This window comes from Sporosarcina sp. USHLN248 (assembly GCF_037144575.1).
Taxonomy (GTDB): Bacteria; Bacillota; Bacilli; order Bacillales_A; family Planococcaceae; genus Sporosarcina; species Sporosarcina contaminans.
Genome location: NZ_JBBCZC010000027.1, coordinates 35,912 through 51,365 on the forward strand (window position 1 = coordinate 35,912; position 15,454 = coordinate 51,365).

At 40.9% G+C, this 15,454-nt stretch carries 17 protein-coding genes; 1 reads left to right on the forward strand and 16 read right to left on the reverse strand.

Annotated elements, in window-relative coordinates; genetic code table 11:
• Window positions 1–165 precede the first annotated feature (165 nt).
• From WFH04_RS11995 to metG, 16 genes are all read right to left on the reverse strand, one after another.
• Window positions 166–396 carry an anti-sigma-F factor Fin gene (locus WFH04_RS11995; RefSeq protein WP_336824294.1) on the reverse strand — a complete coding sequence of 77 codons (231 nt, stop codon included), beginning with the start codon at window positions 394–396 and terminating at the stop codon, window positions 166–168.
• Window positions 397–481: 85 nt separating this feature from the next.
• The gene (pth, locus tag WFH04_RS12000) at window positions 482–1,054 is read right to left on the reverse strand and encodes an aminoacyl-tRNA hydrolase (protein WP_336824310.1); all 573 of its coding nucleotides are present in this window, start codon (window positions 1,052–1,054) and stop codon (window positions 482–484) included.
• Between the two features lie 283 nt (window positions 1,055–1,337).
• Complete coding sequence (locus WFH04_RS12005; RefSeq protein WP_336824295.1) at window positions 1,338–1,958, reverse strand: 50S ribosomal protein L25/general stress protein Ctc; 621 nt, start codon at window positions 1,956–1,958, stop codon at window positions 1,338–1,340.
• An 83-nt stretch (window positions 1,959–2,041) separates the two neighbouring features.
• Window positions 2,042–3,001 (reverse strand): ribose-phosphate diphosphokinase, encoded by a 960-nt coding sequence (locus tag WFH04_RS12010; RefSeq protein WP_336824296.1) that lies wholly within the window; start codon window positions 2,999–3,001, stop codon window positions 2,042–2,044.
• Window positions 3,002–3,015: 14 nt separating this feature from the next.
• Complete coding sequence (gene glmU / locus WFH04_RS12015) at window positions 3,016–4,386, reverse strand: bifunctional UDP-N-acetylglucosamine diphosphorylase/glucosamine-1-phosphate N-acetyltransferase GlmU (RefSeq protein WP_336824297.1); 1,371 nt, start codon at window positions 4,384–4,386, stop codon at window positions 3,016–3,018.
• A 293-nt stretch (window positions 4,387–4,679) separates the two neighbouring features.
• Window positions 4,680–4,964, reverse strand: coding sequence for a septation regulator SpoVG (gene spoVG, locus WFH04_RS12020; RefSeq protein ID WP_336824298.1), 285 nt, complete (start codon window positions 4,962–4,964; stop codon window positions 4,680–4,682).
• A gap of 210 nt (window positions 4,965–5,174) precedes the next feature.
• The gene (locus WFH04_RS12025; protein WP_336824299.1) at window positions 5,175–5,549 is read right to left on the reverse strand and encodes a RidA family protein; all 375 of its coding nucleotides are present in this window, start codon (window positions 5,547–5,549) and stop codon (window positions 5,175–5,177) included.
• On the reverse strand, window positions 5,546–6,379 hold the full coding sequence (purR, locus tag WFH04_RS12030; RefSeq protein WP_336824300.1) for a pur operon repressor: 834 nt from the start codon (window positions 6,377–6,379) through the stop codon (window positions 5,546–5,548). Before purR ends, WFH04_RS12025 begins: the two co-directional genes overlap by 4 nt.
• A gap of 279 nt (window positions 6,380–6,658) precedes the next feature.
• Entirely contained in the window at window positions 6,659–7,525 is an 867-nt protein-coding gene (ispE, locus tag WFH04_RS12035; RefSeq protein ID WP_336824301.1) for a 4-(cytidine 5'-diphospho)-2-C-methyl-D-erythritol kinase, read from the reverse strand.
• Window positions 7,526–7,852: 327 nt separating this feature from the next.
• Window positions 7,853–8,038 carry a small, acid-soluble spore protein, alpha/beta type gene (locus WFH04_RS12040; protein WP_336824302.1) on the reverse strand — a complete coding sequence of 62 codons (186 nt, stop codon included), beginning with the start codon at window positions 8,036–8,038 and terminating at the stop codon, window positions 7,853–7,855.
• A 118-nt stretch (window positions 8,039–8,156) separates the two neighbouring features.
• Complete coding sequence (gene veg, locus WFH04_RS12045) at window positions 8,157–8,423, reverse strand: biofilm formation stimulator Veg (RefSeq protein WP_336824303.1); 267 nt, start codon at window positions 8,421–8,423, stop codon at window positions 8,157–8,159.
• A gap of 145 nt (window positions 8,424–8,568) precedes the next feature.
• A complete protein-coding gene (gene rsmA / locus WFH04_RS12050) occupies window positions 8,569–9,462 on the reverse strand; it encodes a 16S rRNA (adenine(1518)-N(6)/adenine(1519)-N(6))-dimethyltransferase RsmA (protein WP_336824304.1) in 894 nt (297 codons plus the stop codon).
• On the reverse strand, window positions 9,455–10,015 hold the full coding sequence (gene rnmV, locus WFH04_RS12055) for a ribonuclease M5 (protein WP_336824305.1): 561 nt from the start codon (window positions 10,013–10,015) through the stop codon (window positions 9,455–9,457). The genes rsmA and rnmV overlap by 8 nt, the downstream gene beginning before the upstream one ends.
• Before the next feature lie 257 nt (window positions 10,016–10,272).
• Window positions 10,273–11,496: a resuscitation-promoting factor gene (locus WFH04_RS12060; protein WP_336824306.1), complete on the reverse strand. Its 1,224-nt coding sequence runs from the start codon at window positions 11,494–11,496 to the stop codon at window positions 10,273–10,275.
• Window positions 11,497–11,765: 269 nt separating this feature from the next.
• On the reverse strand, window positions 11,766–12,536 hold the full coding sequence (locus tag WFH04_RS12065) for a TatD family hydrolase (protein ID WP_336824307.1): 771 nt from the start codon (window positions 12,534–12,536) through the stop codon (window positions 11,766–11,768).
• Window positions 12,537–12,665: 129 nt separating this feature from the next.
• A complete protein-coding gene (gene metG, locus WFH04_RS12070; RefSeq protein ID WP_336824308.1) occupies window positions 12,666–14,618 on the reverse strand; it encodes a methionine--tRNA ligase in 1,953 nt (650 codons plus the stop codon).
• 429 nt (window positions 14,619–15,047) lie between these two features.
• On the opposite strand from metG, the gene abrB reads away from it, so the two are divergent.
• Entirely contained in the window at window positions 15,048–15,323 is a 276-nt protein-coding gene (gene abrB / locus WFH04_RS12075) for a transition state genes transcriptional regulator AbrB (RefSeq protein WP_336824309.1), read from the forward strand.
• The last annotated feature ends 131 nt before the right edge of the window (window positions 15,324–15,454 follow it).

Below are 15,454 nucleotides of genomic sequence, written 5' to 3' on the forward strand. Positions count from 1 at the left end.
CGCTCTCATCTACCGAGGAATTTATTTTTATTCATCTGTGACGACGCGAAGAAATCATGCACTCCTTCGCACCTCATCATTTTGTCCGTAAACTACACCACTGAATAAAAATAATTTAAAGTAGAAAAAGCTTTGTGCGCTTATTTTGCGCCAAAGCAGAAACCTCTATTGTAACCATTTTTTTAAAGCGTAATAATTCGGAAACATTCGCAATGATTGTTCGCATTGTTCGCAAATGCATTTGACCGTCATGGATCCGTCTTGATCGTATTCCAAGAAGTGATCCCCTTGTCCTTCATCAGACTTTTTCAAGTCATTGATGACGTCCTTCACGGACTCGAACGGAATATTTCCGATCTCTGTGTTGCAATGTCTGCAAGCATAACGTATCGACATGTTCATCGGCCCCTTTTTATGAAAGTATAGGCAGATGACAATACGATTATTCCTTTAAAGTGCAACGATTCATTTCACAATGATTTTAATTTTCTTTTTGCTGATTAAATGTATTCATAACTTCCAAAAACGGCTTTTTCAACCATTCCTCACATGCGTCCGCACTTCTTTGCACCATATCCTCAATTAGAGGTAATTCTTCTTTGCTAAAAGTAGAAAGGACGTAATCAGGAACTTTCATGCCACCTGTCGGGCGGCCAATTCCCATGCGTACACGATTAAAAGTTAATGTCCCAATATGGGCAATTAACGATTTCATGCCATTATGGCCCCCAGCGCTCCCCTTTTGGCGCAACCGCAATTGACCAGGTGCTAAATCAAGATCGTCATACATCACGACAATGTCATTTACGTCAATGTCATAGTAATCCATCAGTGGCCTTACACATTCACCAGAAAGGTTCATATAAGTTAAAGGCTTCACTAATAACACTTTGCCTTCTGGCCGATGAAGGATTGTATAGGCTCCGTTGAATTTCAATTGCATTGGAGGAGCCGCAAATCGCTCGGCTAACTCATCAATAACTTGAAATCCAACATTATGACGCGTCTTTTCATATTGTTTTCCCGGGTTACCGAGGCCGATCATCATTTTCATATTTCGTCTTCCTTTGCGTTCTTTTGAATGAATCTTTGGCATAATTGATCCTTCACATCGAATCAAACTTTCTCATATAATTCCTTTCATAATCAAAAGTCTTTTGCCAAAGGTTTAACTTGAATCGGCATGGTGTATCGTCTCTCACTATTTGAAATGCTTTTAGACAGTTATCACAGTCGCGTGATTTCTACACCTGACGTAGTGCAATTGCACAATCAAGTTACAAAGCAAAAAGGGGCGCACGGCAAATCGTGCGCTCCTATTTATTCTGTTATCCTGCTTATGCTTCTTCTTTTTCTCCGATGACTTCTGGCTCTCCATCTGTTGCATCCGCTTCATCCAACTCTTCCTCTGTTCGAGGAGCAGAAATGGAAACGAGAGCAAAATCATCATCGTTTAGAATTTCAAACTTACTTTTTTGGCGAATATCTCCGACTGAAATCGTTTCTCCAATTTGCAAATTAGATACATCAACTTCAATGTTTTCCGGTATATCTGAAGGTTTTACTTTGATTGTCACCTCGCGATTAGGCTGCTGGACAATTCCGCCTTCCTTTTCACCGATCGATTCACCTGTTAAGTGTACCGTCACTTCGACTTCAAGCTCTTCTGTCATATTGATTGCTAAAAAATCCGCGTGGCGGATGTCGCCTTTAAGGGCATCTTCTTGGTAGTCGCCCAAAACGACATTTAATACTTTGCCATCGACGTTTAGCTTTATGACGCCGTTGCGTCCTACTTCACGCAATGTGCTGATCAGGTCTCTTTCCTGTATGGCAATTGGTGTAGACTCCGTTTGATAACCATATACAACGGATGGAATATAACCATCTTTTCTTAATGCGTTTAATGCAGATCGTGTTTTAACTTCTCTTGATTTCGACTGAATTGCTGTACTCATACGTTTAGTCACCTTTCCAGAAAAAAGTTATTCTAACTATTGAAATACCCAAAATCAGACGACATTAAACTAAGGTTGGTAGATTACTCAAACAATGTGCTGACGGATTTTTTCTCGAATACTCGAATGACCGCCTCGCCTAAAAGCTTCGCGATTGACAGCTGTTTGATTTTTGGTGATTTTTTGCTTTCCGGCAATTCGATCGAATTCGTAATGATCAATTCCTTGATCTTTGAATTGTCGATTCGCTCGATAGCAGGGCCGGAAAGTACAGGGTGTGTACAACAAGCATACACTTCCTTGGCACCATTTTCGATAATCGCGTTCGCTGCGATTGTAATTGTGCCAGCAGTATCGATGATGTCATCGATTAAAATAGCTGTTTTGCCTTCCACATTACCGACAATATTCATCACTTCCGCTACATTCGGTCGCGGACGACGCTTATCAATAATTGCAATTGGTGCTTTCATGCGGTCGGCCATTTTACGGGCGCGTGTTACCCCGCCGTGGTCAGGAGAAACAATGACTAAATCGTCCCCTTCCAAGCCTTTTCCTTTGAAATATTCCGTCAAGATCGGTTCTGCAACTAAGTGATCGATCGGAATATCAAAGAAACCTTGAATTTGCGGTGCATGCAAGTCAACAGCAATCACTCGAGTTGCACCAGCTTTTTCAAGAAGGTTCGCGACAAGCTTAGCCGTGATCGGTTCGCGTGAACGTGCTTTCCGGTCTTGGCGCGCATAACCATAATAAGGCATGACGACGTTGATCGTACGTGCAGAAGCACGCATCAATGCATCGATCATAATCAGGAGTTCCATCAAATTGTCATTGACAGGGTTAGACGTGGACTGGATGACAAAGACATCGCAGCCTCGGATACTTTCTTCGATATTGATTTGAATTTCACCGTCACTGAATCGTTTGACGGAGCACTTGCCAAGCGGGCGCCCGATTTCATCAGCGACTTCCTTCGCAAGTGATTCATTTGAATTTAAAGAGAATATCTTCAGTTTATCGTTAGGATAATGATTAGCCATCATGGTCCCCCTGTTTATTTTAGATTTAATTTTGTTACGTAACCTTCTTTATTCTCCTGCCGTGCACGACCAATTGCAAGTGAATGATTAGGTACATTTTTTGTGACGGTCGAGCCTGCAGCAACATACGCCCCTTTTCCAATAGTTACTGGAGCGATTAAGTTGGAATTGCAGCCTACGAATGCGTCATCTTCAATTGTTGTTTTATGCTTGTTTTTTCCATCATAATTCACTGTTATCGTGCCACAGCCGACATTGACATGGGTACCGACATCCGCGTCACCGATATAGCTAAGATGAGAAACTTTACTGCCTTCACCTAACTTTGATTTCTTCACTTCAACAAAATTGCCTATTTTGACATTGTCGCTGAGATTGGAATCCGGACGGATATGTGCGAACGGCCCTATTGTCGTACTTGACCCAATCGTGCTGTCTCGTATGACTGACGAATGAATGGTTGTTTCATTGCCGATTTCACTATTGACGATATGGCTGTTTGGACCAATTACGCATTTTTCACCAATTATAGATTGACCCTCTATCATTGTACCCGGTTGAAGCACTGTATCACGGCCGATTTTGACATCAACACCGATATACGTATTGCTCGGATCGATAATTGTGACACCGTTTCGCATATGATTTTCTGCAATACGGCGGCGTAATACTGCTTCAGCTTCCGATAGGATGACACGATCATTGATGCCAATCGTTTCACTAAAGTCGTCTGTGACATACGCAGCTATAAGCGCATTTTCATCCTTCAAGATACTGATCACATCAGGCAAGTAATACTCACCTTGCGCATTGTCATTTTTCACTTTTTTCAAAGCTTCAAAAAGTGCGCGGTTATCGAAACAGTACGTGCCAGTATTGATCTCAGTCACCTTGCGTTCTTCTGCTGTTGCGTCTTTATGTTCGACATTGCGCAAAACATTGCCATTTTCGTCACGGATAATACGTCCATAGCCTGTAGGATCATCTGCATTTGCAGTCAAAATCGTCGCTTTTGCATTCGTTTTTGTATGGTGATCCAACAACGATTGCATTGTTTCGGATTTAATAAGCGGAGTGTCTCCGCATACTACGAGCGTAACGCCTTCCAAGTCGCCTAATTTGCTTTCCGCTTGCTGAACAGCATGTGCAGTGCCTAATTGCTCCGCTTGAAGGGCATATTCGCTTTTATCGCCAAGCGTCCCTTCTACCATTTCAGCACCGTGGCCAATAATGGTAACGATTTTATCTGCACCGATGCCAATTACATGATCGACAACATGTTCGACCATCGGCTTTCCGCAAACAGGATGTAAAACTTTATATAAATCGGACTTCATTCTTGTTCCTTGTCCTGCAGCAAGGACGATTGCATATGTATTCGTCATGTGCTGGCCCCCATCCATAATTTCATTATTGACTATAGCTGAAAAGTATATTTTTTTCAACTATCCCCACTTGACAAGGATTATGTTTTATTTTACTATTATTCGTTTCATTTTCCTAATCTGTTTATACGATTTGCTCATCGCCTGTAAAAACAAAAAAGCTGCTCCTTATTCGGGCAGCTTACAATCAGCGCAGGAAGTTAATAGAATGCAATTATGCACATTCATATCCGGAATTTACAAACTCGACCCCAATCGATTGATCAAGTTTACCAGACCATTGAAGTATGTTGTTAAGCTCCCGCCTCTTCAAGAACTCCTTCCTCTTCTACCTGGTGATAAGCAGTTAGGATTGCTTCTTGAATTTTTGTTCTCGCATTCGAGTTAATCGGGTGGGCAACGTCCCTGAATTCTCCTTCAGGTGTCCGTTTGCTTGGCATCGCTACAAATAATCCTTCATTCCCCTCAATGACACGGATATCATGCACGACGAATTCCCCATCCAACGTGATCGATGCAATCGCTCTCATTCTTCCGTCTGTTTCTACCTTTCGAAGCCTGACATCTGTAACTTCCATTCTCTTTACCACTCCCTTTATATTTACAGGCACACCATCTATATTCTACAAAAGTATTTAATATCCTTTGTTTTTTCCAAAGTTTTTTTATCCGATTTTCATTATTGCAAATTCTTAATAAATAGGACTATAGAAGAAAATCAATAAAAGTGAGGAAGGAACTATATGAATCGCAAAAAAACTGTTCCACAGTAGCGGAACAGTTTTTTATTAATCAATTTTTGCGATGACTTCAATTTCAACCGGCGCATCTTTTGGCAATCTCGCTACTTCCACTGTAGATCTGGCAGGAGTGTGGGAGCCAAAGTGCTGTGCATACACATCATTAAGCGCCGCGAACTGATCCATGTCTTTAATGAATACCGTTGCTTTAACGACTTTATCAAGTGATGTGCCCGCCTCTGCTAATACAGCTTTCAAGTTTTCAAATACTTGGTTTGTCTGCTCTTCAACTGTTCCCTCAACGAGCAAACCATCCGGCGTCATTGGAAGCTGTCCTGAAGTGTAGACAAATCCGTTGGAAATGACAGCTTGTGCATAAGGCCCGATTGCTTGAGGCGCTTTTTCAGTAGCTACATATTTCATAACACGATTCCACCTTTCTCAAAATAATTTCCTTCTTCCAACTCAATTGTACGGTCTTTCTCGTTTACAGCGTGCAATTTAATGAGCGATATATAATCATCTACTAAAACTTCTTCCGTATGCTCTGCCTCGACAAGGACGGCAGTGCCAGCAAGTTCACAATCAAACTCTTCCAATAGATTTTTCATACCGATCATCGTGCCGCCCGCTTTCATGAAATCATCCGTAATCATTACTCGTTGACCGCTTTTCATGCTTCTTTTTGATAATACCATTGTTTGAATTCGACGTGTCGACCCTGATACATAATTAATGCTGACGGTCGATCCTTCCGTCACCTTACTATCTCGACGAACTATGACGACCGGCACATTCAAATGCCTTGCAATGGCGTTAGCAATAGGGATTCCTTTAGTCGCTACAGTCATTATGACATCCACTTCCGTTTCTGCAAAAGCGGAAGCAAACACTTTCCCAATGCGATCCATCATTTTAGGATCGCCTAAGAAGTCTGTCATATATAAGTAACCGCCAGGCAACAATCGATCAGTATGACTCAATATCCCTTTCGTTAGTGCCATTACTTCCCTTACTTCCGTTTCCGTTACTGTCGGGATATATTTGACACCTCCGGCAGCTCCAGAAACAGTAATTAACTTTCCAGTTCCATTCTCTTCAAACGTTTCTTTAACGATGACCAAATCTTCACTGATTGACGATTTGGCAGCTTGGTAACGTTGTGAAAAAAACGTAAGCGGAATTAACGAATGCGGATTTTCTAATAAATGACGTGTCATATCGACAAGTCGTTCGCTCCGTTTCCATTTCATAAAAAACAACTCCTATCAATCACGCCTCTGCGCCCGGAATTTTTGGGCTCGCTCTCAATCTTCTTTTGACGCTATCTCTCGAGGATAAACTGCCTCTGGGCTTTTTAAACCCCAAAATCCACAACATCCGCCGAAGGCTTTATCTTTGTCCAATTGTTTATTGAACATTAGCCGAATAGAGAACGATGTGTCACTCATCCCGCTAACCATATATGGGCGGAAGCCGCAATATGTATTAATCCGAATGTTTTAATTGAACATTAACATAATTGTACGTGTTTAATCAAGGTTGAGCCGTTCACCTAACATGCGAACAGCATGCACATCTGAACAAAAGCCTTTCAAGCCGTTATAAATACGGGATACTCGATACTCGTTTTTAACAAATCCAAACACCGTAGGACCGCTGCCACTCATTAAAACAGCATCTGCTCCGAATTTTTCCATCTTCTCCTTTAAATCAACAACTTGAGGATATAACCTCATCGTTACCGACTCTAAAACATTCCCTACAGAACTGCACATCTTGTCATAGTCACCTGATTTTAGAGCTGATATCATCGCTGAAGTGTCCGGATGGGCAATTGAATTCAAATCAAGGTTGCGATAAATATCTGCAGTAGAAACAGAGATGGAAGGTTTGGCTAAAATGACCCAACAATTTGGCGGTGCTTTTAAATGCTCAATTTTCTCTCCCCTACCTGTAGCAAGCGCCGTTCCACCGTGAACACAAAAAGAAACGTCCGAACCAATAGTAGAGCCGATCTGAGCCAATTCATCCGCACTTATGCCAAGATTCCAGAGACGATTCAATCCTCTCAAAACTGCCGCTGCATCAGAACTGCCCCCAGCAAGGCCTGCGGCGACAGGAATCTTTTTATCAAGCGTAATTTCAACACCCTTTACAACGCCGTATCGTTTTTTCAAAATTTCCGCGGCTTGGTATGCCAAGTTTTTCCGATCATTCGGCACAAACCGTTCAGAAACTTTGATTGTTATTCGGCCATCGTCCGTTTGACGCAGCCAAACACGATCCGCCAAATCGACTGTCGTCATGATCATCTCGACTTCATGAAAACCATCCGGACGTTTATGTAAAACATCGAGCGTCAGATTAATTTTTGCCGGTGCTTTTTCATACAACATCCAGCTTCCTCCATTCCAGCTTGTCATGTTCCCCTATTTTACCATAGGCCGTTCAAATTGTACCCGATAAATTCGTTCTTGGACGGAAATGGAACTGACTTGATTCGAAACGATTATTGGCTGGTCAAATCGACTCCGTTATAGAGAGAAACTTGGTACCCGTTACACAGAATTACGTACATCGGTCGCTCCAAACATCAATGCAATGATCCAAAGTCAAACTTCTACATTAAACGATGCTGTATAGAAAAAGCTGTCCAAGAAAGCTCCGCTTGGAAACTTTCCGGACAGCCTTTTTGTCAGCCGTTCGTGAGATGAAAGGTGAATCTATCCGTTGTTATTTCTTTCCGCCATTCCACGCTCTGCCATTTTGATGGCATGCTTAACCATATTACCGGCGTCTCGGGACTTGATGCCTCCCCAACCTTCTCGCTGAACAACATCGTAAAAGCCAAGCTCTTTCGCAATTTCCTCTTTCAAGTGCTCAGACATAATACCACGTCTTCTCGCCATTCGGTTTACCTCCTTTTCGACTGACAAAACTAGTATGGACATATAGAATAAAAAAACACCTATGCAAATGAATGCATAAGTATTTTTAAAAAAATAAATTGAAATAGAAATGCTATACTTATTTGATGACAAATGCTGTCGCATCGCCATCATCCAGAACTGTTATTTCGACTGCTTCAGTCAAAATATCTGCGTAGCTGTAAGATACCCTTTCAAAAGCATTTTCGTCCTGGTCCAGTTCTACAACAAAAACTGCCCGATACGTCTCACGTAGGACACCGGCCCGTTCGATTGTTTTCTTACGGCCGCCGTTTGCTCTCAAGTGCAAACGTTTCCCTAAGTGAGCATCCAATGACTTCTTAATGTCCGCTAATGTTTTCGGCATGTCGCTTACACCTCACTGGAAATAAGTATAACACTTTTAAAAAGTTCTGTCAATTAAAATAGAAATTTTAACAGTAACACAATCCTTTTGTCAATTGTTTTTTTACAATTATTGACCATTCTCTTCCTGCATCGCCACAATTTTGTTAAGATTTGTGCGAAAAATGGAAATCCCTGTAGAGAGCATTCGATAATTTCCCAAACTCTTCGATCGTCAAAGTTTCTCCTCTTCTAGCCGCTTCAATCCCGGTTTCATTCAAAGCTAATAAAATATCTTCTTTTTTCGCTTTTCCGTCTGGCAACGAAGTCTGCAAATTGTTCAACAAAGTTTTTCTACGCTGAACAAAAGATCCTCTTGCGACTTCAAAAAGAAATTCTTCATCGATGACATCAACGGGCGGTTCTGCCTTCTTCGTCAATTTCAAAACAGCAGATTCAACATTCGGTTGTGGCATGAATACCGTTTTAGGCACAATCATTGCAACTTCAGCATCCATATAATACTGAATAGCAATGGACAACGACCCATAAGATTTCGTGCCTGGCTCAGCCGTAATACGATCTGCAACCTCTTTTTGCATCATAATCACCATACCGCGCAATGGTATTCGTTCCAATAAGAATTTCATAATGATTGGCGTTGTAATATAGTAAGGAAGATTTGCAACGACTACTATGTCATCATAGTCTGACAACTTTTCATCGATGATCTTTTGCACATCAGCCTCTAAAATGTCTTGATTAATTACTTCCACGTTATGATAAGGAGAGAGCGTATCCTTTAGCACAGGAAGCAATCGGCCGTCGATTTCAAAGGCAACAACCTTTCCCGCTGCTCTTGCAATATGTTCCGTCAAAGCACCGATCCCCGGGCCGATTTCAATGACCCCTGTTCGCTCAGTCAACTCTGCATGGCCTACGATGTTCCGCAAAATATTTGGATCAATCAAGAAATTTTGCCCCAAGCTTTTTTTGAATGAAAATCCATGCTTCTCCAATATTTCTTTCGTCCGTATAGGTGTCGCAATATCCTTATTCATTCGCTTCTTCCTCCTCTAACACTGATAGGGCCTCCTTTAATTGCTGTTGCCCGATCCGGAACATCTCCAGCCTCTTCTTCAATCCTTTGCCATTCACATGCCCGATATGCAGCAGCTCGCCAATCCGTTCACGTCTTCTTTTCGCTTCAGGATGGCCGATCAGCCTTTCTTTCAATAAAAGAGCTAGTGGAATTTCTTCCACCTGTTCAGAAGCTGTAGTATAGACTAATTCCAAAGCTTTACGAATATCTTCATCTGAAGCATGCTCAATGCCAAGGCTCTGCCCATTTTTTGCAATCGTTTTGGATTTATTCAAAAAAGCGTGTTTTACGCCTGGAATTTTTTCTTCAATAATAGCCCGAATTCTTCTCCCCGGATAATCGGGATCTGTAAATACGATAACGCCTCGAGTTTCATACGCCAGTTGAATTTGCCTTAATGTTTTTTCATTAATAGCTGAACCGTTCGTTTCGATCGTATCCGCCCCAGTCGCACGCCGAATGGCTACCGTATCCGACTTTCCTTCCACAACGATAATCTCTTTGATTTTCACATGCATCCTCTTTTCACCATTTCACTATCTTTTAATTTTACGATGTCCACAAGCAGAAGTACAATTCTTCAATGCACAGAGATTGTAGAACGCCGATCCACACGTAACAATGCCTTATGCAGTCACTCTGCATTTGCACCCTCATGCTTATACTTCCCTCTGTTCTTTAAGCTATTTAGTTACAGCGACAAAAAAACTCCGCAGGACAATAGCTGTCCTGCGGATATATGTTCAATTCCAAATGCATGTAGATGATTTTAATTCATAACTTTTACTTTAACTTGCCGGCGTCCAAATTTGTAAGCGTCAGACTTCGTAGGCACATGCAGGTCGATGCGTTTTCCTTTAATTGCTCCGCCTGTATCGCCTGCAACTGCATAGCCATAGCCTTCTACCCAAACTTTAGAGCCCAAAGGGATAACATTAGGGTCAACCGCAATTACTTTCAAATTAGGGTTTGCACGCAAGTCAAGACCTGTAGCTGTTTTTCCACTGCAGCCATTACAGTAAGCAGTATATGCCGTAGCTGTCACATAGAACTCCTTGCCGCCGGAAGACGAGTTGTTACGTGACACAGTTGAATTGCCATTTGTCGAGGCGCTTGCCATCATAACACGCGTACCTACTGAGACAATTTTCTTTTGAGGTTCTTCGATGACATTTTCACTTAATAAAGTCCGGGAGACTTCTTTTCCGTTTTCTTTAACGATTTCGAACTTCCGCTCTACAGTACCTTTCTTGCCTTCTTGGACCACTTTTTCTCGGCCTTTGAGCAATTGGGCATCTTTTTGTGTCACAACTGCGAAATTCGTTGGTTCTTCCACTACATCGGTGACCTTTTCCACCCGCACGACCTCAACAACGGAGCCTGGTTTGACCATTCCATCCGCTTTCCGATTCAAGCGGTCGTGTTCATCCATTTGGATGTTCTCTCTCTTTAAAAAGTCAGCGACCGTAGTCGAAGTTGACCAGACCTGTTTTTCCTTCCCGCCATCTACAAGTGTAACTTGAAACGCTTTTTGGATTGTTATGCGATTGTCTTTCCCAATTTTCGCATCTAAATTAGGAAATACTTCATCGTGTTTTTGAAGCTTGACATTTGCCAGTTCCAAAATATCTCGGACTTTCTTTTCCGTCGTCCACAACGTTTCTTTTTCTGCATCTGTTTGAATCTCAACTAACTTTGCCTGTTCCCAGCTAATCGATAAACCTTCCTCGATCGGCGTATTCACTGAGGGTGTTACTTTATCATGTTCAGCAACTTCAATTTCCTCATTGGAAAGAAGTTGCCCAACTGTATGTGCATTTGTTTTAATGTCTATTTGCTCACCGTTCACGTTTAGCGTGACCGACTTTTTAGATCCCTCGAAAAGGACTAATGAAATAATTGAAACAAAAAGTGTGAATACAACTGCCATCACAGCAATTTGTTTACTCCTCAATGACGTAAAGAACAGATTTTCCATGGGTCGATTTGACATGAAAAAAACTCCTCCTTTATCACTCGGCTGATTATATAGGTTCCTTTTCGATGTGTCAACTAATCTATTACGCTATACGTAAATATGTTCGGGCTTCAATAGATGCAAGGTCGCCCAGACGATAGCCTTTCCAGGCATTATTGTTCTTTCAAAAAATCCGAAGGGCAAAACTTTTCCACCAGACGAATATATTTCAAAAATTGACCGCAAGCTTACTAGTTATTTTTAAAGAAAACATTGTTAATTGCCTCAACTGACGATGTCGTTCTTTATTCATTTATGCGGAATATTTTCAGTGCATTTTCTGTCGTCTTTTTAGCAATTTCATTTACCGATAACCCTTTTAAGCGAGCAATTTCTTCTGCTACCAATGGCACTAATGATGGCTCGTTTCGTTTGCCGCGATACGGGTGCGGTGCAAGATATGGGGCATCTGTTTCAATTAATAAATGGTCTAATGAAATTTCCTCTGCCACCTGCTTTGGCATTTTTGCATTTTTAAAAGTGACAGGTCCCCCGAGCGAAATCATGAAATTCATTCCGATACAAATTTTTGCTGTTTCTACACTGCCACCGAAGCAGTGCATAATGCCACCCGTTTTTTCAGCATGCTCCTCTTGCAAAATACGGACAACATCAGCGGTCGCATCACGATTATGAATAATAATTGGAAGATCCAATTTTTGTGCCAACTTTATTTGTTTTCTAAATAGCTCTTGTTGGATATCCTTTGGAGACTTGTCCCAATAATAATCCAATCCTGTTTCACCGATACCGACCACTTTGGGATGAGAAGCAAGCGACTCGATCCACTTTAAATCCTCTTCCGTGCAATCGATCGCATCGACTGGATGCCAGCCAATCACTGCGTATATGAATGGGTATTGTTCAGTCAGTTCCATAGCCTTTTCAATCGTCTTGCGATCAAACCCGACTACGACCATCTTTTCAACCTTCGCATCCAAAGCTCTTTGGATAACTTCTTTCACATCTTCTTCATATTGGTCTGCATTTAAATGCACATGTGTATCAATAAACATTATTTTCGCCTCACAATAGCTTCATTTTATTTGAACCGCTTATTTCTTTCGTTACAAACATATAACAAAATGATTAAAAAACAAAGACGGCGTAAAGTTCCGCCGTCTTTTTATATCCTTTGAAAGGAATTATTTCACTTTCGCACCATTTGCCAAACTTGGATCGACTGTCGCTAATTTCAATACACCATCCGCTTGTCCTGCTAAAATCATACCTTGGGAAAGCTCTCCTCGCAATTTCACTGGTTTTAGGTTGGCTACGACAATTACTTTTTGACCGATTAAAGCAGCTGGATCATAGTGCTCCGCGATGCCAGATACGACTTGACGCTGTTCGTATCCTAAATCAAGCTGTAACTTTAACAATTTGTCCGCTTTCGGCATCTTTTCACAAGCTGTTACTGTAGCTACTCGTAAATCAACATTCATGAAATCATCTATAGAAATTTCATCAATTTCCTCTTCAACTTTTTCCTGTTCTTTTTCTTGTGGAGCAGTAATTGCCATTTGATCTCTAATGTAAATAATTTCAATTTCTGGATCTAAACGCGGAAAAATAGGAACTCCTTTTTCTACTACTTTCGTACCTGTTGGAACGGCATTAAAGTCTCCCAATGTTTCCCATAATAGTAAATCATCATTGAGACCCAGTTGATCAATGATTTGCTTCGGAGCATTCGTCATAAAAGGTTGAAGCAATACGGCAATTTGTCGCAGGGAAGCAGACAAATTTGCCATTACCGCCCCCAATTTTCCTTTGTCTGTCTCGTCCTTAGCAAGTACCCAAGGCGTTGTTTCATCAATATATTTATTCGTACGCGATATTAGTGCCCAAAGTTCAGACAACACAACGCTGAATTGCATTTTCTCCATTGAAGCTTCATATTTGGAAATTGTCTCTCTTGTAAAACTCCTTAATGATTCGTCGAATTCTGTTGGTTCCAATCCTTCTGTTGGAATAATACCATCAAAATATTTATTGATCATTGAAATGGTACGGTTCAATAAGTTTCCGAGGTCATTTGCCAAATCGTAATTCGTTCTCTCTACGAACGACTCTGGGGAAAAAGTGCCGTCTTGCCCAAATGGAAGCTCTCTTAATAGGAAGTAACGTGTTGCATCCAATCCGTATCTTTCAACTAACATTTCAGGATAGACAACGTTTCCTTTCGATTTAGACATTTTTCCATCCTTCATCATGATAAATCCATGAGCAAAAACCTTTTTCGGCAACGGCAAATCAAGTGCCATCAAGAAAATTGGCCAATAGATAGTATGGAAACGAACAATATCTTTCCCAACAACATGAACATCAGCAGGCCAATATTTTTGGAATAGGGAATCATCATCGGAACCATACCCTAAAGCTGTAATGTAGTTCGTCAGTGCGTCTACCCAAACATAAATGACATGTTTTGGATCGCCAGGCACTTTAATACCCCAGTCAAAAGACATTCGGGAGACAGATAAGTCTTCAAGCCCCGGTTTAATGAAGTTATTGATCATTTCATTTTTACGCGATTCAGGTTCGATGAACGTCGGATTTTCTTCATAAAATTGAAGTAGTCGATCCGCATACTTCTTCATATTGAAGAAATACGATTCTTCCTTCACGCGGTCTACCGGCCGATTGCAGTCAGGGCAATTTCCATCGACGAGCTGCGCTTCAGTGAAGTAGGACTCACAAGGAACACATTTCCATCCTTCATACTCGCCTTTATAGATGTCGCCATTGTCCAAAAACTTTTTAAAAATTTTCTCAACAGCTTTTTTATGGCGCTCTTCAGTCGTTCGAATGAGGTCATCGTATGAAATATCCATTAAAGCCCAAAGTTTTTTCGCAGTTTCTGCAATTTGATCTACATATTCCTGTGGAGGAAGATTAGCTTCTTCTGCCTTTTCCTGTATCTTTTGACCATGCTCGTCCATCCCCGTAAGAAAACGGACATCGTATCCGCGGAGGCGTTTATAACGAGCCATTGCATCAGAGGCTACTGTTGTATAAGCAGTGCCGATATGAAATTTTCCGCTTGGATAATAAATAGGAGTTGTAATATAAAAAGTTTTTTGCTGTTCAGCCACGAAAATACCTCCAGTGTTTTATCTATGCTATCCATTTTATCTAAATTTCAACAAAAGTGCTATCAGTGAAACCTAATGTGTTCATATGCTAACAGAATAGATTCCTACATATAATAGTAGAGAATACTATATGTACTTAAATATGTCTTTGCGAGCAATATTTTTTCATTTATCAATCAAGTACTATACAATGAAATTAAGATTCATACGTATTTTCTTATAAATATCCACCATTCCGCCTTTTGTCGGCCTATTATTATGCGTAGAATAACAAGAAAAGAGAGTGTCTTTTCCAAAAATCTATTATATTTACTATAATGTATAAGTTCTATTATTGACGATAATTGGAAGAGTTGGTATGATGATTAATAGACAAGAGAAATATGTCGAATTTTGACGAAAATTTAATCATTTAGGAGGATTCTTGTCATGAAATCTACCGGTATTGTCAGAAAAGTTGATGAATTAGGTCGTGTCGTTATACCTATCGAGCTTCGTAGAACGTTAGGCATCGAACAAAAAGACGCTTTAGAAATTTACGTTGACGATGACAAAATTATTCTTAAGAAATACATGCCAAATATGACATGCTCGATTACTGGTGAAGTGTCTGACGATAATTTGCGTCTAATCGATGGTAAATTAATCTTAAGCCAAGAAGGCGCAAAGCAACTGATCAAAGAAATTGAAGAGAAGATGCAATAATATTATTATTATAATAGTAATAAAGGGGCTGTCCAGAAAGTCAGTGAAAACTGATTTTCTGTGATAGTCCCTTTCTGGTTGGAGAATAAATGGGGAACCCCTGACAACCGTCGCTTTCCGTTCCAGGCGCA